The following is a 19,599-nucleotide window of genomic DNA, read 5'->3' as shown; positions in this document are numbered from 1 at the left end:
TGATACGTTTATCACGTATGTTTTGGAAAAAGGAAACACAGCGAAGAACACCTATGTTTCTCCAACAGAGAAATTACATGCAATCATAAAAAGCTTTGTCCAAGTATTTGATCTCTATAAGCCACATATTTCCGTATTTTATCAAGAAAATGTGTACCTCAAGTCCAATTATGAAGAATTAATAAAAACTAAGCGAGATCAATTTAAAGAAATCATTATCGATACAATTCGCGAGGGAAAAGAATCAGGAGAGTTTAGGCAAGACTTATCGGAAGTTATTACTGGTATGGCAATACTTGGAATGGTAAACTGGACCTATAAGTGGTATAAAACATCTGGTGAAAATACAATAGATGAAATTGGTGACATATACGTCGACTTCATCATGCGAGGGATTATTAACCAAGAAAATGTAAGCGCTCTATTTTAATCTGGTAGTCTAATAGCTTATTCTAGTAAGCTATCATTTTATTTAATAGACAGACCAACCAGTCGGTCTATTTATTATTTGGAGGAGGGTTTTTATGGATTTTAATTTAACAAAAGAACAATCAATGATTCGAAAAATGGTTCGTGATTTTGCTGAAGAGGTTATTAAACCAAGAACAATCGAAATTGACAAAGAGGCTAAGTTTCCATTAGATATCTTTAAACAAATGGGTGAACTAGGCCTATTGGGTATTCCTTTCCCAGAAGAGTATGGTGGGTCTGGAGGAGATACCTTGTCTTATGCAATTGCTGTGGAAGAAATTGGTCGTGTTTGTGGTAGCACAGGATTAAGCTATGCTGCTGCAGTTTCATTGGGTGCGAGTCCAATCTATTATTTTGGTACGGAAGAACAGAAAGAAAAGTACTTAACACCATTAGCGGAAGGGAGCGCATTAGGAGCTTTTGGACTGACTGAGCCAAATGCGGGCTCTGATGCAGGCGGAACTAAAACAACAGCAATTGAAGATGGTGATGATTATGTCATTAATGGTGAAAAATGCTTTATTACAAATGCTAGCTTTGCCAAGACCATAATTGTAACTGCTGTGACTGGAAAAAATGAAAATGGAAAAAATATTATTTCTGCCATTATTGTTCCAACCGATACAGAAGGCGTTACAATATCAAGTAACTATGACAAAATGGGAGTGCGAGGTTCTGACACAGCTGAAATTGTGCTCGAGAATGTACGTGTTCCAAAATCAAATTTATTAGGAGATCCTCAAAAAGGATTTAGTCAATTTTTATATACATTAGATGGTGGTAGAATTTCTATTGCTGCACTTGGTTTAGGTATAGCCCAGGCCTCCTTAGAAAAAGCGTTACAATACGCCAAAGAAAGAAAGCAATTTGGTAAATCAATTTCTAATTTCCAAGCAATTCAATTTAAGCTTGCAGACATATCGATGGAAGTAGAGCTAGCTCGAAATATGGTATATAAGACTGCATGGCTGAAGGATAACGATAAACCATTTACGAAGGAATCAGCTTATGCCAAATTATTTGCTACTGAAACAGCATTTCGAGCAGCTAATCAAGCAATACAAATTCACGGTGGATATGGTTATATGCGTGAATATGAGGTAGAACGTTACTTACGTGATGCGAAGCTACTAGAGATTGGCGAAGGTACCTCTGAGGTTCAACGTCTTGTAATCGCAAGACAACTAGGTTGCTAGGTAGCTATCTATCTTTAATTCTTTATCTGGAAGGAGAGAAGTTATGATTACAAAAATACTTATAGCGAATCGTGGCGAAATTGCCTCTCGCATAATTAAAACCTGTAAAAAAATGGGTATCCAAACCGTTGCGGTCTTCTCAGAGGCAGATCAATCTGCTCCTTTTGTGAAAATGGCAGATGAAAGCTTTCTATTAGGTCCTCCTCGTGTTAATGAGAGTTATTTAAATGTTGATAAAATCCTTTCTATTGCCAAGAAAGCAGGCGCAGATGCCATTCATCCTGGATATGGATTTTTAAGTGAGAGTGGTAGCTTTGCAGAGAAGTGTGAGAAGGCAGGTATAACATTTATCGGTCCTACAAGTCATGTCATGGACATGATGGGTAGTAAGATTGAAGCTCGAAAAGCGATGAAAAAAGCAAATGTACCAATCGTACCTGGTACCGAGGAAGCTGTACCATCAGCTGAGGAAGCAGTTGAAATTGCAAATGATATAGGTTATCCAATCATGCTAAAGGCCTCTGCAGGTGGTGGAGGAATAGGGATGCAGGTTGTCCATCACGATGATGAGTTACTAAAAGCATTCCAAAACAATGCAAAACGAGCAGAAAGCTTCTTTGGTGATGGGTCCATGTTTTTGGAGAAGAAGATAGACGATGCTCGCCATATCGAAATTCAAATTTTAGCAGATAAATACGGTGAGGTTGTTCACTTATTTGAGCGAGAGTGCTCCATTCAACGTCGTAACCAGAAAGTAATTGAAGAAGCCCCTTCACCGTTTATCTCAGAAAGCACAAGAAAGAGAATGGGAGAAGCGGCTGTTACCGCTGCTAAATCACTTGGGTATACGAATGCTGGAACGATTGAGTTTTTAGTAGATAAAGATGAGAACTTTTATTTCCTAGAAATGAATACTCGAATTCAAGTAGAGCATCCAATTACGGAAGAAATAACGGGAATTGATATCGTGGAAGCGCAAATTAATATTGCCAATGGGAAAGAATTAGGATTCCAACAAGAAGACCTAACTATTAACGGTCATGCAATTGAGGCACGAATATATGCAGAGGATCCAAAAACCTTCTTTCCATCTCCTGGACATATCACAACTTTTGATATTCCAACTGGAGATTATATCCGCTTAGAATCAGCTGTTACAAGCAACTATGATGTCACACCATTCTATGATCCGATGATTTGTAAATTAATCGTTACAGGTAATTCAAGAGAAACTGCGATAAATAAATTATCGGAAACACTAGAATACATTAAAATAGAAGGAATAAAAACGAATACGCCACTATTAATTGATATCGTTAAACATGAAGCATTTCAGACAGGTGAAACAACAACACGTTTTATCGAAGAACATTTTACGAAACCGAAAAGCTAATAATTAGGAGGAATAATAATGGAAGAAGTAAGAGCAATGATGGCAGGAAACGTATGGAAGGTTCTCGTATCTCCAGGTGATCAAGTAGAGGCAGATCAAGATATCGTTATCTTGGAATCTATGAAAATGGAAATCCCTATTGCGGCTGAGGAAGCAGGTATTGTAAAGGAAGTAAGTGTAGACGAAGGTGATTTTGTGAACGAAGGAGATTTAATTGCGATAATCGAGCCGTAAAGCATTCTATTTGAATGGGAGTATCATTAAGAATTTTTTAGGAGGTACATATGTCCTTACTTGTAGATTTAGAGGTAATTGATAATCATGTTGCATTAATCAAACTCAACCGACCTGATGCTGCGAACGCCATGTCAAAAGCACTCTTGGATGAGCTTAATCATGCGATAGAAAAAATAAACCAAGATAAATCTATCCGTTGTACAGTCCTAACCGGTAGTGGGGAAAAAGCATTCTGTGCGGGTGCTGATTTAAAAGAAAGAAGAGGATTGTCTGAAGAACAAGTTATTGAAGCGGTTCGTTATATTGGTCAAACAGTAAAGGCGATTGAGGAAATGAAAATGCCTGTTATTGCTGCATTAAATGGTGTTGCGTTTGGTGGCGGACTTGAGATTGCGCTAGCTTGTGATATACGAATTTCCTCGGAGCATGCTAAGATGGGGTTAACAGAAACATCTCTTGCCATTATTCCTGGAGCGGGAGGAACCCAACGGTTAACAAGATTAGTCGGAATTGGTCGGGCAAAGCAGCTAATTTTTACTGCCAAAGCAATAACAGCTGATGAGGCATTTACTATTGGTCTAGTAGAACAGATCACAAGTAAGGATGCCTTGCAAACCATTGCATTGGAGACAGCAGGTATTATTGCCAAGAATGGTCCCATTGCTTTACAAGCTGCAAAAACAGCAATCAATCAAGGAAGTCAAGCCGACTTAACTACTGGATTAGCAATAGAGCATGCTTGCTACAAAGAAACCATTCCGACAAAAGACCGGATAGAAGGACTTCAAGCATTCAAAGAAAAGAGGGCCCCATTATACCAAGGAAAATAAGACAGGAGGTTAAGCAATGTCCTATATAGAAGAGCTACAAAAAAGAATTGAGCATATCGAAAAAGGTGGAAAAGAAAAGTACCACCAAAAAAATGAAGAACAAGGGAAATTATTTGTACGTAAGCGATTAGAATTATTATTCGATGATGGTATTGATATAGAGGATGCATTCTTTGCTAACTGTATGGATGATTCGCTTCCATCAGACGGTGTCGTGACTGGTATTGGGAAAGTGAATGGTCAGGATGTTTGTGTGATGGCAAATGATTCGACAGTAAAGGCAGGTTCATGGGGAAAGCGAACCGTAGAAAAAATTATACGTATTCAAGAGACTGCAATGTCGTTAGAGCTTCCAATGCTATATTTGGTGGATTCTGCAGGAGCTAGAATTACAGACCAAATTGAAATGTTTCCAGGCAGAAGGGGTGCTGGTCGAATTTTTCATAATCAAATTAAACTATCTGGCCGTGTTCCACAAGTATGCTTATTATTTGGACCTTCTGCTGCAGGAGGAGCGTATATACCAGCATTTTGTGATATTGTTGTCATGGTAGACGGAAATGCATCCATGTATCTTGGCTCTCCTAGAATGGCTGAAAAGGTCATTGGTGAAAAGGTCACACTTGAAGAAATGGGTGGAGCAAGAATGCACTGCAGTGTTTCGGGAGTAGGCGATGTACTGGTGAAAACTGAACCAGAGGCAATCGAATACGCTCGTAACTATCTAACGTATTTCCCGAAAAGCTTTAGAGAAAAGCCAAGTGCTTTCAAACCAAAAAATGCTAAAGAATTTGAAAAATCAATTGAAGAGTTAATTCCCGAGAATCAAAATGCACCATTTAATATGTATGATCTAATTAATCGTCTAATTGATGAAGATAGCTTCTGTGAGATTAAAAAGAAATTTGCCCCTGAACTTATTACAGGGCTGGCGAGAATAGACGGTAAATCAGTTGGAATTATTGCGAATCAGCCTAGAATGAAGGGAGGCGTGTTATTCCCGGATTCTGCGGATAAGGCAGCTAAGTTCATTCAACTCTGTGATGCATTCAATATTTCGTTGTTATTCCTTATGGATGTTCCTGGGTTTATGATTGGTACAAAGGTTGAACGTGCCGGAATCATACGTCATGGTGCCAAGATGCTAGCTTCCATGAGTGAAGCAACGGTACCGAAGATTTCAGTCATTGTACGCAAGGCATATGGCGCAGGATTATATGCGATGGCTGGCCCAGCATTTGAACCAGATTGCTGTATTGCACTACCAAGTGCACAAATAGCAGTAATGGGACCTGAGGCTGCAGTAAATGCAGTTTATGCCAATAAAATTGCAGAGCTACCAGAGGAAGAACGAGCTGAATTTATTAAACAAAAGCAAGATGAGTATCGTGATGATATTGATATTTATCGATTAGCTAGTGAGTTAGTTATCGATGCAGTTATAGAACCAAACAAGCTAAGAGATGAGCTAACTCACCGCTTCCGTATATACGAAGCAAAAAATGTAACCTTTACAGAACGAAAGCATGGCGTATATCCAGTATAAAGAGAAAAGAGTCTTGAATATTCAAGACTCTTTTTCTTGTGGTCAATAGCCTAACAAATTGAAGAAAAATACATATACTAGTGGTAGACAATGAGGTATGTATATCTAAAATCAAACAACTTTAGCAGTTTTTTGTACATCTTTAGCATTTCTTAGCCAAACTTTAGCATAATACTACTAAACTTTAGCTTTTATCAGTTAATCATTAGCTTTTCAATAATTCAGTTAACCATAACAATATTATGTTAACTGAATGCGCGGCCAAATAGGGAAAGAGGGGAAAGTAATGGACGATCGACTTTATCGTGATGCACTGGGACGATTTGCGACTGGTGTAACAGTCGTTACAACTGAATATAACCATCACATAATGGCAATGACTGTAAATGCGTTTATGTCTGTATCTTTATCCCCAAAGCTAATTGCAATTTCCATAGATCAAAAAGCAAGAATGTATCATCCTTTGCAGCAAACTGGTCAATTTGGTATTAGTATTTTAACAGAAGACCAAGAACTTCATTCTAGACATTTCGCGAAACAATTAAAGGATGAGCAATTAATTTCGTTTAAAATGTTGAAAGGAGTTCCAATACTTGAGGATTCATTAGCTTCGCTTGCCTGTCGAGTAACAGAAAAGGTAAAGGCTGGAGACCACTTACTATTTATTGCAGAAGTAAGTGACTTTAACGTTAGCAATGGAGAACCAATAATTTTTTATGGCGGTAAATACAGAAAAATTGAAACGTGATGTACTTCAATATTAAATTTAGTTAGCTGGTGAAATGATGAAAGTAAAAGAATTCATGATAACAGATGTAATTTCTATAAGAGAAAATACAACGGTTCGAGAACTTCTACAAATTCTTGTATCTAATAAAATTGGTGGCGTACCAGTTGTTAATATGGATGATGTATTAGTTGGCATCATTAGTGATGGGGATGTCATTCGATATTTAAAGCCATCCAGTAGAACAGTGTATGATATGTTCGCAATCGTGATGGTTAGCGAGCGGGAGAAATTATCCGAGAAACTTCGTTATTCTCTTAATAAGTCAGTAGCAGAGATGATGATAACGAAGGACATAAAAACATTAAGTACAGAAAATGATATAGATGATGCATTACACATCTTTTCGCAGCATCACTTTAAAAAGATACCAGTAATAGGTCGAGATAAACGCGTTGTTGGGGTTGTTAGCCGTGGAGACCTGTTACGTCATATAACAACGGAAATAATTAAAAAAGAATAAAACTTCTTTTTTACGAAGAAGTTTTTTTGCTATGTTGAAAATGTCTTAATGGGTGGTAGTAATAAGTCCTTAGATTACGATATAATGAAATATATATAGTGGAATAAAGGGGTAAATAAAACGTGAAAGCAATCCATCAGAATACTTCCATCATTGGAAATGAAAATTTAAATGGAATCTATCATACTATGTTGGAGCATGGCGATACGAAAAATGCCGATAAAATACTTGAACTCTACCAAAAAAAAGAAGCAGATGAATTCATTATCAGCTTTGCAGGTCATTTTTCTGCAGGAAAATCATCGATGATTAACGCATTATTAGGTAGTGAATTATTACCAAAAAGTCCAATTCCAACAAGTGCTAACATTGTTAAACTGACATCTGGTGAAGGGGTAGCTCGGATATTCTTCCATCAAGAACAGCCAATGGAATATGACGAACCATATGATCTAGATATGATTAAAGAATATTGTAAAGATAAAGATACAATAAAACAAATTCAGATCAGCTCTAGCCAGGACATTATTCCTAAAAACAGTGCGATTGTTGATACACCAGGGATTGATGCTGCTGATGACACTGACCGGTTAATTACGGAATCATCCTTACATCTTGTGGATGTGCTTTTTTATGTCATGGACTATAATCATGTGCAATCAGAAGTGAATTTATTGTTTTTGAAAAAAATACAGGCAATGAATATACCGTATTTTATTATTATCAATCAGATAGATAAACATAATGAGAATGAATTATCATTTGCAGCATTTGATAGTAGTGTTAAACAAACGTTTGACCAATGGGGGTTGACACCAGAATCTATTTATTATTCTTCCTTGGTAGAGGAGAATGCAAGTCACAATCAATTAAAAGAAATAAAACAAACTGTTGACAATCTCTTTCGCGAAGAACACATTCTCCGATTAGATGCTTCTGTGAGGAATTTGTTGGAGGAACACAAAACCTTTTTAAAAGAACAGATGGACGAAGAGATTACGATGCTATCGGTAGATGGTATTGAAAATGTAGAAGCTATTTCGAAAGTTGAATCGATAAAAGATGCAATTGAAACCTTAGAAAATAAGACAAAGGACCTTCAACATGACTTTATATACGATATGGAGCAAACATTAAAGAATGCTTATTTAATGCCAGCAGAGGTGCGCGATAAAGCGATGCGTTTTTTAGAATCACAGCAAAAGGATTTTAAAGTAGGTTTTCTTGGAGCGAAAAGGAAAACGGAAGAAGAAAAAGAGAATCGTATGCATGAGTTTTTAACAGCAATTAATGAAAGCATGCAGGTGAATATTGAATGGCGGCTCCGTGAGAAATTTGGTGATGTGTTAAAAGCATACTCTATTGCGGAACCACAATTACTAGAAAAGGCGCAACAATTAGCTATCTCCTTTAATGAAGATGACATAACTGGACTTATAAAAAAAGGTGCAATCGTTAATGGTGATTCAGTGTTACATTATACGAATGATGTGAGCCATGCAATTAAAACGAAATACCGAAAGTCATCTCGCGCTTTATTAGCAACCATCATTGAGTTCCAGTCCAAGGATTCAAAAGCCAAAATAGATGAATTTTATACAGAGCTCAGGACCTATCAAGAATTACTTGATGCCAAGGAAGAATACAAGCAAATAAAGGAGAATTTCCATAACCAAGTAAAACACATGGAGGAGCAGCTGTATGATCCGGAACACTCCAATAAACTCGCTATAGCAATGATGCAAAAATTAAATAATCAAGTATTTCGTAAGGGTACCGTTATTCTTGAGAAAAAGAAAATGGATTCCAAAGAAAACACAGCGAAAATAGTTCCAATCGATGATCTAACAAATAGCTCTGCGTTACCAACGCCCCATCAAATAGTGAAAGCGATAGGTGAAACGATAAACACGATTGAGGGTCTTCCAGGCTTCGAGTCCATTATAAGGGAATTGCTGGAGAAAAAAGAAAGACTAGATAATCGAAAGCTTACAATCGCTCTTTTTGGTGCATTTAGTGCTGGAAAATCATCACTTGCTAATGCACTGATTGGAGAAGGATTATTGCCATCTTCTCCTAATCCAACAACTGCAGTTATTAATCGCATTAGTCCTGTAACAGAAGAGCATAAGCATGGTACAGTATTAATTCATGTAAAGGACTTTAAGACTCTAAAGCAGGATTTATTAGGAATATTAAAGCATTTCTCTCCACCAGAATTTGATAAGCTTTCATCGTTTATTGAATGGATTAAGACAAATAACATCGATCAAAGCCAGGAATTAAGTAATATGTATCAGGCATATTTACAAGCAGTGTTAAGAGGATATGAAAAGCATAAGGAACTTATTGGCCACACTCGTGTCATCTCATTAGAGGATTTTACTGAATATGTCACAGACGAAGCCAAAGCATGTTATATCGAATCAATTGACCTTTTTTATGACTGCTCGATAACAAGAAAAGGAATTACCTTAGTAGATACGCCTGGAGCAGATTCGGTTAATGCAAGGCATACAAATGTAGCCTTTGATTATATAAAGAATGCAGATGCTATTCTTTATGTCACTTATTATAATCATGCACTAACTAAAGCTGATCGCGATTTTGTCATGCAGTTAGGGAGAGTTAAGGAATCATTTCAACTTGATAAAATGTTTTTCTTAATCAATGCGTCTGACCTTGCACAGGATGATACAGAGCTACATCTGGTAAAGGACTATGTAGAAGACCAATTATTAAAATTGGGTATACGCAACCCAAGATTATATCCTGTTTCCAGTAAGCAAGCCTTAACAGACAAAATGGCTACTCGAGAGCTTAATAAGCAAATGGCTGATTTTGAAGAGGAATTTTATTCATTCTTAGAAAATGAGTTATCGCAAATCGTCATAAAATCATCGATTTATGATTTAGATAGAACGAAGAATTTATTCGACCATTTTATTCAAAAGATGAATCTGGATGAACAAGAAAAGGAAACGTATAAGGCAGATTTAAAAGCAAGGCATCAGGAATTACTCGCTACCATTACGAAGTCTGAAGAAGGTAGTTTATTCATAGAACGAATTCAACAAAAAATAACAAAGCAACTTCATTATGTAGTGGAGCGACTTGGCATTCGTTTTCATGATATGTTCAAGGATAAATTCAATCCAACTACTGTATCTGAATCAGGAAGAAAAGCCATTCGTCAACTGGAAAGAAATATGGTTGACTTACTGGACTATATGGGCTATGAACTCTTACAAGAAGCACGTGCTGTATCACTTCGAATTGAATCGTATATGAAGGAGCAAAGTGCAACTCTGTATACTAGCTTTTCTAATAAGCTTCAAGTGGTAGATGGAGAGCTTTCATTGCCAGCTGCAAAATCAGCTGAATTCGAAACACCAGATTATCATCAACCATTGACAGACATTGATATAGTGAAATTCCAAAAGGCATTTTCTCTATATAAAGGAACAAAAGCCTTCTTTGAGAAAAATGAAAAAGAAGCAATGAAGGAAGCTATCTACAATACGCTAATCTCTGACATCGAAGAATACATCAAGGAAACGAACGGATTAATGGACGAACATTATGTGATACAATGGAATGCATGGGTTGATACAATGAAAAATGATTTAATGGAGGAAATAAATCGTTACGTAGAATCTAATTTTGAGCTGCTGGATAGAACACAGGATATGTCCATGCTAGTACAAAAACAAAGGGATCTTTCGAATATAATGGAAGATATTAAATAAAGGGCGTGTACAAATGAAGGAAAAAATATTATTAGTTGATGGAATGGCTTTATTATTCAGAGGATTTTTTGCAACTGCATATCGTGGAAACTTTATGAAAAATCCAAAAGGTATTCCGACAAATGGAATTTATCAATTCTTGCGCTATTTATTAGATGCGGTTGACACATTCCAACCTTCACATGTAATTTGCTGTTGGGATATGGGTAGTAAAACGTTTCGAACGACTATGTATGAAGAATATAAAGCAAATCGTTCACAGCCACCAGAAGAGCTTATCCCTCAATTTGATTTAGTGAAAGAAGTTGTCGAGGCGTTTAATATGCCAAATGTTGGAATTGAAAATTTTGAAGCGGATGATTGTATTGGAACATTTGCAAAACAATTTGCTGCTAATTATCATGTCATGATCCTTACTGGTGATCAAGATATTCTACAGCTAGTTGAACCTGGTGTAGAAGTTGCTATCATGAGAAAAGGGCAAGGTAATTACGAAGTATTTAATACCGATAATTTCTATGAAAAGAAGGGTCTACATCCTAAGCAAATTATTGATCTAAAGGGATTAATGGGTGACACGTCTGATAATTATCCAGGAGTTAAAGGAATTGGAGAAAAAACGGCATTAAAGCTCTTACAGGAGCATGAATCCATTGATAGGTTATTGGAAAATATCGATAATTTGCCAAAGGGAGTACAGACAAAAATTAAGGCAGATATTGAGATGTTACAATTATCAAGAACACTTGCTGAGATTCGATGTGATGTCCCAATTGAAATTCAACTAGATACTGCGAAATGGAATGTCGATATTGAAAAAGTAAAAGAAAAATTTGTTGAGCTTGAATTCAATAACTTAACAAAGCTATTGTCATCCTAATAAGAACAAAAACCTGTATTTTTCAATACAGGTTTTTGTTTTACGTAAAACTATTTACGGTTGTTGTTTTTGCGATTGTTATTGCGATTGTTGTTATTATTGTTGTTGTTGTTGTTGTCTAAATTGTCATTTAGAAACTCATTCGCAAATTCAACGTTATCATTGTTATTGTTGTTGTTGTTGTTGTTGTTATTGTTGTTATTGCGATTCTTATTATTCGCCATGTTATTGACCCTCCTATAATTTTTTAAGTGAATGAACTATTTTGTTTATTTAAGCTTTAAACAGGCTAGTTCATATCACTTACAAAAAGTAGGATACCCTGTAATTTTATTTTCATTCACCAATCTTACAAATTTATCCTTTATACAACAAAAATTTTTACGGTTGTTTTGCCTAAGATAAGTATGTAATAATCAGAGTACTATTTGTATATTATAAAAAATTCACATTGATCTTTAATTAGGGGAATAATATGAGACAGAAAACGTTATATATTGTACTAAGCACAATCGTTACCTGTGGCTTGTTAGCATTTATAGAACATGGGATTGAAATCAATTATTTAATTAAAACGGGTTTAAAAATTTTACTTTTCTTTATAACAATTTGGATCTACAAAAGGGTGTTTCAAGATTTTCAGTTTAAGAATCCGATCAATTTAGCTAAAATGACTAAACACGAATGGAGAAGAGTAATACTACTTGGAATAGCTTCTGCAAGTATTGTCTTAATCGCTTATTTGATATTTTTACCGTTCATTGATTTGAATGCAATTAAAACAGATTTAACGGATCGATTAGGAATTACAACAGCCACTTATATTATTGTCGGTTTATACATTACCTTTGGAAATTCATTATTAGAAGAATATTTCTTTAGAGGATTTATTTTTTTTAATTTACCAAAGAAAGTAGGATACATCTATAGTCCTCTTTTATTTGCTTCATATCATATACCGATGATTATGCTGTGGTTTGATCCATTAATTATTGGACTGTGTTTTATCGGACTATGGGTTATTGGACTTGTTTTCCATAAAGTAAATGAACGTAATCAAACGATATGGGCATCTTGGATGATTCATATCTGCGCAGATATCATGATTATCATCATTGGTCTAACGCTTTTTTATTAGTGAGCAGCATATTTATGCTGCTACTTTTTATGTGCCAAGATTAACCATGCATTACAATGATGCTAAAAGAAACAATAGTATCAGGGGATAACAATTTATATAATTTGAGGTGACAAAGTATATGATAAAAAGATTCATTCCCTTGCTACTTGCGCTCTTCTTAGCATTTCCAATAGGAGCAAGTGCACAAATAAAGATGTTTAACGAACCTCCGTTCGATTTTTATAAAGTTTCAAAAGGGGACTCTTTTTGGTTTATTGCAAAGCGTTATGGCTTGGACTATCGAGAGTTAATGCGCCTAAACCCAAATGTTGTTCCAACAAATATGCAAGTTGGTTCGGTCATCCGACTAAGAGCAACCGCTACTTCTCCAAGCTCATTTGAAGAACAAGTAGCTCAATTGGTGAACCAAGAACGAGCAAAGCAAGGTCTTTCAGCATTACAGCATAGAGCTGATATAAAAAATGTAGCAGAGAAGAAAGCGATGGATATGATTAATTCCAATTACTTCTCTCACACAAGCCCGAACTATGGATCTCCATTTGATATGTTAAAAACATTCGGTATCAATTACCGTACAGCTGGGGAAAATATTGCAAAAGGGCAGAAAACACCTCAAGAGGTTATGAATGCATGGATGAATTCTTCTGGTCACCGTGCAAATATATTAAACCCTAATTTTGATTCCATTGGAGTTGGCTACTACAATGGGGCTTGGGTTCAGATGTTCACAGGTTCTTAAGAAGCTAGTTAAGGTCCCAATTAGACTCTGCTAATTGGGACTTTCTTTTCTTTCATACGTATACGAAATGAAGATTACTTTATGTTAAAATAAAAGAAAGGAAAGGGGAGATTAGTCTTGTTTCAGAAGCTAACTGATGAACTTGAAGCAAATAGAAATTCAGACAATGCTTATCAAATGGAAAAGTATATGAAAAATCAGTTTCCCTTTTTTGGAATCAAAGCACCAGAAAGAAAGAAAATTTCCAATAGGTTTTTTCAAGAAACCAATCTTTTGAAAAAACCGTTTGATTCTGCCTTTGTATTAGCGCTATGGGATAAAAATGAACGAGAATATCAGAATATTGCACTTGATTATATAGATAAATCATTACGTAATATATCGATAAAACACCTCACACTAATGGAAAGTTTAATTACTACAAAATCTTGGTGGGATACCGTTGATATGCTCGCACAAAAACCTATCGGAAAATTGCCATGGAACATCCTGAGGTCATTCAAGAAAAAATAGAAAAATGGTCAACGGATTCGAATATGTGGTTAAGAAGAACATCCATATTGTTTCAGCTTAAATATAAAAAGTATACGAATGAACAGCTATTGTATACATACATAAGAAGAAATGCCAATAGTCGGGAATTCTTTATTCAAAAAGCTATTGGTTGGGCTCTACGAGAATATTCCAAAACTAATCCTGAATCGGTGAAGAATTTTATTGCTGAGAATGAATTAGCAAAACTTAGTGTCCGTGAAGGGAGTAAATATTTAACCTAATTCAAAAGGAATCGAGCAGTTTATTATGTAAGCTGCTCGTTGATGATATTAAGCAATTCTTTTATTTATATTGTCATCATCATCGCTGTTGATACTCGAGAGTCCCTCCTTCTTCATTTCATAGTAATAAATCCGTGGCAAGCCCCAATAAATCCAATAATCATGCAGTGTTGATACACCGACAAAGAGTATCAGTTGCCAATCGATTGATTTCACAATTTTTTTACCTCCTAAAATCATCGTATTGTAAGATGAGCTTGGCATAGAACACAAAATAATTAGAAAATAACTTATACATATAATGAAGGACCTGAAGTTGTCAACGTGAATATGGACGTTAACATGTTGGAGAGATAGAGGTATCAAACAATTATTTCGTAAACCGATTGGCATAAGAACTTGCCACAAAGGAATCAGGTTTTATTTTTGGTTCAATACCTAATGACTCCATTCTTCCAACCATTTCATTTACAAAAATTCTTGTTTTATTTTTTGAAGTACTACCAATGTCAACATGCCCCTCAATCGTAAAAGAGGCACCCTTGTATATATTGGGTAGAACAATATTGATAAGCTGTTCTTTTTTTTCCTCTGAAAACATGGAGAAAACTTCCTCTGTTAAAGTTGTTTCATACGAAATTCTTTCATGCAAATTTTTCATTTTTCTAGGTACGATTACTTTTCGAATACATGCCCAAGCACCCTTAGATTCACATTGAATAACAATACCAGTTATGAATCTGGTGTAGGTTGTGTGCACTTGTGAATCAGTACCGAATATTAATCGGTACCTACCGTTCGGATCTTTTTTCATGAAGTGAAGAATATTACTAAATACCTCTTCAAAAGTCATGCTCTTTTGGCTTAAATTTTGAAAAGTGAAATCTAACACTCTTAGGTTTGTCATATTTATACCTCCTAGGAGGAAAATGAGAGCTTATAGTCTTATTATAAGAAATCTACTGATTACTATTCTTTAAATTCATGTAAAAGTTTTTTATTTATGGAGGAGGATGACTATCACTATCAAGGCTACGGCAGGAGTTAGAAAGGCAATTACGTGATCCACGGTGAAGAGGTTCTCTATTAATACTAAGGGGAAGATATAGAAGCTTTATGGGTATTATGTTTCATAGCTATAAAGATGTTAAGGTCTAATGGAAACACGTGTGCCAATTGGAACCAGAGTGGAGAGCGCTTCTACATCCTGATTATACATTCGAATGCAACCTCTTGAAACTGCTTTTCCGATAGAGCTTGGAGCGTTAGTACCATGTATACCATAATGCTCTTTCGATAAACTCATCCACATCGTTCCAAATGGTCCACCCGGATTAGGGGCTTTATTAATAATAATGTAATCACCAATAGGTGTATCATGAAGAATTCTTCCAACTGCAATGGGATATTCTCTTTGTATAATATTATTATGATAAAGCATGAGCAATCGCTTAGAAACTGAAACTTCTATATGAAAAGGTATTGTGCTAGGTGAAGGAAGGCCTGGTATGATAATTGATTGACCAGGATAAATAACATTAGGGTTTATGATTGTATTAGCTGTGATGATAGCAGGTAATGGCGTACGATAATCTCGTGCGATTTGGTTTAAAGTTTCTCCTTGCTTTACGATATGGATCATCCTACACCTCCAAGTGTTTTTTCTTACTTCATTGTATGTGTGTGTTTCAACTTGTTACATAAATATATTGGCAAACTCGTCAATCTTGATTAGTTGTACTGCTCAGTATTAGAAAAGGTTAGTTGCATCTAACTAGTAGAATTTGGTAGTAAAGTATGATTGACTGATATTTATTTTACAGACAAGCTAGATTTATAGATTTTTTCTGAACGAAAGCTATTAGCTTCACTCTAACTAATTGGAGAAAATACGATAAATACGAAACATACATGAACTGGGGAAGAAGTAAATCTAGATGAAACTTTACTCAAATGTACTAGTAAGGAGTGTTTTCATTGCGTATTTTAATCATAATAATAATGATTAGTCTGCTATTCATCATTACTTCTTGCAGTGATGGGGATGGTAAGAAAGATATAAATGATCCACCCATTGAATCAACAGTGGAGAATAAAACAGACAATAATGAAGGAAACGGTTCAATACTGAAAGAAGTGAGTTCTATAACATTAGCAGCTTCTACTGAAGATTTAAAAAATCAAGTTGGTGGTATATTAATGACTGATATTTCACTTAATAAAGAAATCGAAATGGATACAAATCAATTGATGACTAGTATAGAAGCTGAATTAGCGGAACATTTAACGAGTATAACAGGTCAAACTGAAAGTCCTGAAGAGCTAGTAAAATTGATTACTTACTTGGTAGGAAGTTCAAACTACAAAGAAGCCATTGAGATGGCTGAAGCATTCAAGCCGAATTTCGAGGATCCTTATCTACCAGACCCACAAAGGATCAGTTCAACAGCAGAGAATGGTCAGGAAATTGGTCAAGCTATTATTTTATTGGACGCAAGCTCGAGTATGCTTCAGAGTATTGATAATGAAGTGAAAATGAATATTGCAAAAGATGCTGTCAAACGATTTGCAGATGCAATAGGTCAAGAAAGTGAATTATCGTTAGTTGTCTATGGTCATAAAGGGTCAGAGTCAGAAAACCATAAGGCATTATCCTGTCAAGGTATTCAAGAAATATATCCAATGGGAGCATATAATGAAGACGAATTTGATAGGTCCTTATCATCCTTTGTGAGTAAAGGGTGGACACCACTTGCTGGAGCCATTAATAAGGCAACTGAAATGAGCGGTGATGTAAATAGTCCTATTACTGTATACGTTGTGAGTGACGGGGTTGAAACTTGTGATGGAAATCCAGTTCAAGCTGCAGAAAATTTTGTGAAGGAGAACGAAAATCGCTCAGTAAATATTATTGGCTTTAATGTTGATCAACAAGCAGAGGATCAATTAGTGGCTGTTTCAGAAGCTGGTAATGGTAAGTATTTTGCAGCCAATAATGCAGATGAAATCCAAGAGACCATCGAATATGAATGGTTACCATCATTAGGAGAGCTAGCGTGGGCTCACACAAAAGCCCCAGGACCATGGGCTGTATTAGACGAAAGGGATCGTTATCAGGCTTATCATGAAAAAGTTCGTGCCATTATTGAAAAAGAAAGGGAACGATATGATAGGGTGATAGAAGTAATATCGAAGAATGATCTTGTCCCATTAAAAGTAGCTACAGAGATTTCAACTATTACTTCAAATTATTATAGTATAAGGCTAGAGACAATTAGGGAGTTGCAAACGAGTAAGCTAAATGAGATAGACAATGTGGCGGATGACATTAAAGCACGAGTGAACAAATGGGTAGATGAAATGGAACAGATTGTCAAAAAAGAATAGTGTATTATCTAAAGAAATGCTATCAGATGATAGCATTTCTCCATGAGGAATCCTTTTACCAATAAAACCCACCATAGTACGGGGGATATCCATAACCGCCGTAACCATACCCATACGGAGGATAAAATAGTGTACTTCCTAATAGGCCGCCTAAAACTCCGCCAAGGAATGGTCCACCAAAGCCGCCATAAAATGGTCTATTGTAACCGTAAAATGGTCGATATCCCCAATAGGGTCGCCTTCCATAAAAAGGTCTTCCAAATACTCTCTCATCTACATATTGAACATTTCCTTCTTGAGTCGAAATGTTTTGCAACTGGTTATTCATACGCACAATCCTTTCTAAAATAATAAATTTTTCGTTTACAATATTTAGTTTATTAGTGTATGAATAATAATGTAGCCTGTTTATCTATAGAAATCCCAAAAAAAGTGTAAGGTCACTGTATAACCTTACACTTTTCATAAAAAGTACTATGATTTATTTTTAAAGTAATCACTAAAGGCTTGAAAAATTTCTACTCCCTGATACGACATTAATAATATTGCCGTAACAGAAAACAAACCCATCATAATAAATCGAACCCACATCATCTTGAATATCCTCCTTTGAATGAAACATTTAATTGTTTTGATTCAAAAGAGAATGGATAACATAATTTGATTGATAAAATACCGGCAGTAGTTGTTTCCTTCGCATTTGTATTCTTGCAGTAAAAGGAATACTCTGATAAATGTAAAGCGTTACAATACTAATTCCTGCTAAAATAGTACCAAAGACAAATTTATCACTATCGCTATTCTCAACAGAACTAAAATCGATTGATGCCTGGTATTCTATAATACTATCTTGCTGCATGGCTAAATCGTTATGATGATTAATAAACAGATTATTGATAAATAAACAAAATAAAAAGGTTACTAGAATAAGATATCGACTCATGTTATTCACTACCTTTAAAAGGGATACTGCTACAATATGCCCTTGAAAACTTTTTTATACAGTGGACAGGATAATTTTTTTTAATAATTATACCTGTCACTATAGCATTTAATTTTATGATTATAACATGTAAAGAATCCATAAAGCCACACATTAATTTTCAAAAGTTAATTTTTCTGTAGTTAGGATAGCTTAACTTAGATATAAAATTTTGTATAATGTATAATTTTATTGATTTATATACTCATTGTTATTTTGTTGTAGAGGATGATGCTGGATGGAAAAATTAATTCAAGAATATGTGCTAGAAGGTAGTTTTAACTTCCGTGATATGGGTGGTTATCCAACAGAGAATGGTAGAAGCGTTAAAAGTGGCATGCTATATCGTTCAGGAAATATAAACAAATTAACCGAAAAGGACCTAGAGCTTGTAAAAAATCTTGGAATTAAAAAAATATTAGACTTACGTGGACTTGATGAGATTGATCGATTTCCTGATCCGTCTATTGAACATGCAGTTTGGTATCACACACCAATTATTTCTGACGACATGTTAATCGATCAGGTAGGAGAACAAACAGCTTTTGGAGACCTTTTAAGAAATACGAAGCCCGGAGAACTATTACTGACATTAAATCGAAATATGGTGTCTTATAAGAAATCTTTCCAGAAGGTATTCCAGTTATTACTTGATGAACCAGATAAGCCATCTCTATTCCACTGTATGGCTGGAAAAGATAGAACTGGTGTCGTTTCAGCCCTAATTCTTAGTGTTCTAGGAGTTTCTCGAGAGCTAATTATAAAGGATTATCTTTATACCAATCAAACGTTGGAAAAAATGGCAGAAAACTTTAATGAAATTGGCTATAATAATTTACCAGATATAGAGCAGGATGTTCTGGATGCTCTGTTTGAGGCGCGGGTGGAATATCTTCAAGCGTTTTTTGAAGAAATGGAAATGAATTATGGTAGTATGGATCAATATTCAAAGGAAGTGCTTGGTCTAACGAATGAGGATATCCATAAATTAAAGACTCATTTATTAGTATAATAGATAAATT

General features: G+C 35.4%; 20 protein-coding genes and 1 pseudogene. 15 read left to right on the top strand and 6 right to left on the bottom strand.

Annotated features, from left to right (window positions below):
• Nucleotides 1-22: 22 nt before the first annotated feature.
• From ABC228_RS03955 to ABC228_RS03910, 10 genes are all read left to right on the top strand, one after another.
• The gene (locus tag ABC228_RS03955) at nt 23-430 is read left to right on the top strand and encodes a TetR-type transcription factor C-terminal domain-containing protein (RefSeq protein ID WP_345823783.1); all 408 of its coding nucleotides are present in this window, start codon (nt 23-25) and stop codon (nt 428-430) included.
• A gap of 94 nt (nt 431-524) precedes the next feature.
• Entirely contained in the window at nt 525-1,667 is a 1,143-nt protein-coding gene (locus tag ABC228_RS03950) for an acyl-CoA dehydrogenase (protein WP_345823782.1), read from the top strand.
• 43 nt (nt 1,668-1,710) lie between these two features.
• Nucleotides 1,711-3,060 carry an acetyl-CoA carboxylase biotin carboxylase subunit gene (locus ABC228_RS03945; protein WP_345823781.1) on the top strand — a complete coding sequence of 450 codons (1,350 nt, stop codon included), beginning with the start codon at nt 1,711-1,713 and terminating at the stop codon, nt 3,058-3,060.
• An 18-nt stretch (nt 3,061-3,078) separates the two neighbouring features.
• Nucleotides 3,079-3,294, top strand: coding sequence for an acetyl-CoA carboxylase biotin carboxyl carrier protein subunit (locus tag ABC228_RS03940; RefSeq protein WP_345823780.1), 216 nt, complete (start codon nt 3,079-3,081; stop codon nt 3,292-3,294).
• Between the two features lie 50 nt (nt 3,295-3,344).
• Complete coding sequence (locus ABC228_RS03935) at nt 3,345-4,127, top strand: enoyl-CoA hydratase (RefSeq protein ID WP_345823779.1); 783 nt, start codon at nt 3,345-3,347, stop codon at nt 4,125-4,127.
• A 16-nt stretch (nt 4,128-4,143) separates the two neighbouring features.
• The gene (locus ABC228_RS03930) at nt 4,144-5,673 is read left to right on the top strand and encodes an acyl-CoA carboxylase subunit beta (RefSeq protein WP_345823778.1); all 1,530 of its coding nucleotides are present in this window, start codon (nt 4,144-4,146) and stop codon (nt 5,671-5,673) included.
• Between the two features lie 286 nt (nt 5,674-5,959).
• A complete protein-coding gene (locus tag ABC228_RS03925; RefSeq protein ID WP_345823777.1) occupies nt 5,960-6,421 on the top strand; it encodes a flavin reductase family protein in 462 nt (153 codons plus the stop codon).
• Nucleotides 6,422-6,455: 34 nt separating this feature from the next.
• The gene (locus ABC228_RS03920) at nt 6,456-6,923 is read left to right on the top strand and encodes a CBS domain-containing protein (RefSeq protein WP_345823776.1); all 468 of its coding nucleotides are present in this window, start codon (nt 6,456-6,458) and stop codon (nt 6,921-6,923) included.
• A gap of 122 nt (nt 6,924-7,045) precedes the next feature.
• Entirely contained in the window at nt 7,046-10,672 is a 3,627-nt protein-coding gene (locus ABC228_RS03915) for a dynamin family protein (RefSeq protein WP_345823775.1), read from the top strand.
• 13 nt (nt 10,673-10,685) lie between these two features.
• Nucleotides 10,686-11,552, top strand: a complete 867-nt coding sequence (locus ABC228_RS03910; protein ID WP_345823774.1) for a 5'-3' exonuclease — start codon at nt 10,686-10,688, stop codon at nt 11,550-11,552.
• A gap of 50 nt (nt 11,553-11,602) precedes the next feature.
• Here ABC228_RS03910 and ABC228_RS03905 read toward each other — a convergent pair whose 3' ends face one another.
• Nucleotides 11,603-11,776, bottom strand: a complete 174-nt coding sequence (locus ABC228_RS03905; RefSeq protein WP_345823773.1) for a hypothetical protein — start codon at nt 11,774-11,776, stop codon at nt 11,603-11,605.
• A 251-nt stretch (nt 11,777-12,027) separates the two neighbouring features.
• Between ABC228_RS03905 and ABC228_RS03900 the strand changes: the two genes are divergently transcribed.
• The 3 genes and pseudogenes from ABC228_RS03900 (at nt 12,028) to ABC228_RS19080 (ending at nt 14,208) form a co-directional block, all read left to right on the top strand.
• A complete protein-coding gene (locus tag ABC228_RS03900) occupies nt 12,028-12,690 on the top strand; it encodes a CPBP family intramembrane glutamic endopeptidase (protein WP_345823772.1) in 663 nt (220 codons plus the stop codon).
• 121 nt (nt 12,691-12,811) lie between these two features.
• On the top strand, nt 12,812-13,432 hold the full coding sequence (locus tag ABC228_RS03895; RefSeq protein ID WP_345823771.1) for a CAP domain-containing protein: 621 nt from the start codon (nt 12,812-12,814) through the stop codon (nt 13,430-13,432).
• A gap of 177 nt (nt 13,433-13,609) precedes the next feature.
• Nucleotides 13,610-14,208, top strand: a pseudogene (locus tag ABC228_RS19080) (DNA alkylation repair protein).
• Between the two features lie 48 nt (nt 14,209-14,256).
• On the opposite strand, the gene ABC228_RS03880 reads toward ABC228_RS19080, so the two are convergent.
• The 3 genes from ABC228_RS03880 to ABC228_RS03870 all read right to left on the bottom strand — a co-directional run bounded on the left by ABC228_RS03880 (nt 14,257) and on the right by ABC228_RS03870 (nt 15,850).
• A complete protein-coding gene (locus ABC228_RS03880) occupies nt 14,257-14,424 on the bottom strand; it encodes a hypothetical protein (RefSeq protein WP_345823768.1) in 168 nt (55 codons plus the stop codon).
• Between the two features lie 154 nt (nt 14,425-14,578).
• The gene (locus ABC228_RS03875; RefSeq protein WP_345823767.1) at nt 14,579-15,115 is read right to left on the bottom strand and encodes a ribonuclease H-like YkuK family protein; all 537 of its coding nucleotides are present in this window, start codon (nt 15,113-15,115) and stop codon (nt 14,579-14,581) included.
• A 240-nt stretch (nt 15,116-15,355) separates the two neighbouring features.
• Nucleotides 15,356-15,850, bottom strand: coding sequence for a L,D-transpeptidase family protein (locus ABC228_RS03870; RefSeq protein WP_345823766.1), 495 nt, complete (start codon nt 15,848-15,850; stop codon nt 15,356-15,358).
• A gap of 335 nt (nt 15,851-16,185) precedes the next feature.
• Between ABC228_RS03870 and ABC228_RS03865 the strand changes: the two genes are divergently transcribed.
• Complete coding sequence (locus ABC228_RS03865) at nt 16,186-17,595, top strand: vWA domain-containing protein (RefSeq protein ID WP_345823765.1); 1,410 nt, start codon at nt 16,186-16,188, stop codon at nt 17,593-17,595.
• A gap of 55 nt (nt 17,596-17,650) precedes the next feature.
• Here ABC228_RS03865 and ABC228_RS03860 read toward each other — a convergent pair whose 3' ends face one another.
• Together ABC228_RS03860 and ABC228_RS03855 are read right to left on the bottom strand one after the other, a co-directional pair.
• The gene (locus tag ABC228_RS03860; protein ID WP_345823764.1) at nt 17,651-17,923 is read right to left on the bottom strand and encodes a hypothetical protein; all 273 of its coding nucleotides are present in this window, start codon (nt 17,921-17,923) and stop codon (nt 17,651-17,653) included.
• Between the two features lie 294 nt (nt 17,924-18,217).
• Nucleotides 18,218-18,538: a hypothetical protein gene (locus ABC228_RS03855; RefSeq protein ID WP_345823763.1), complete on the bottom strand. Its 321-nt coding sequence runs from the start codon at nt 18,536-18,538 to the stop codon at nt 18,218-18,220.
• A 277-nt stretch (nt 18,539-18,815) separates the two neighbouring features.
• On the opposite strand from ABC228_RS03855, the gene ABC228_RS03850 reads away from it, so the two are divergent.
• Nucleotides 18,816-19,589, top strand: a complete 774-nt coding sequence (locus ABC228_RS03850; protein ID WP_345823762.1) for a tyrosine-protein phosphatase — start codon at nt 18,816-18,818, stop codon at nt 19,587-19,589.
• Nucleotides 19,590-19,599 lie beyond the last annotated feature (10 nt).

This window comes from Ornithinibacillus xuwenensis (assembly GCF_039614845.1).
Lineage (GTDB): Bacteria > Bacillota > Bacilli > Bacillales > Amphibacillaceae > Ornithinibacillus > Ornithinibacillus xuwenensis.
This window is presented reverse-complemented; position numbering and strand designations above follow the sequence as displayed.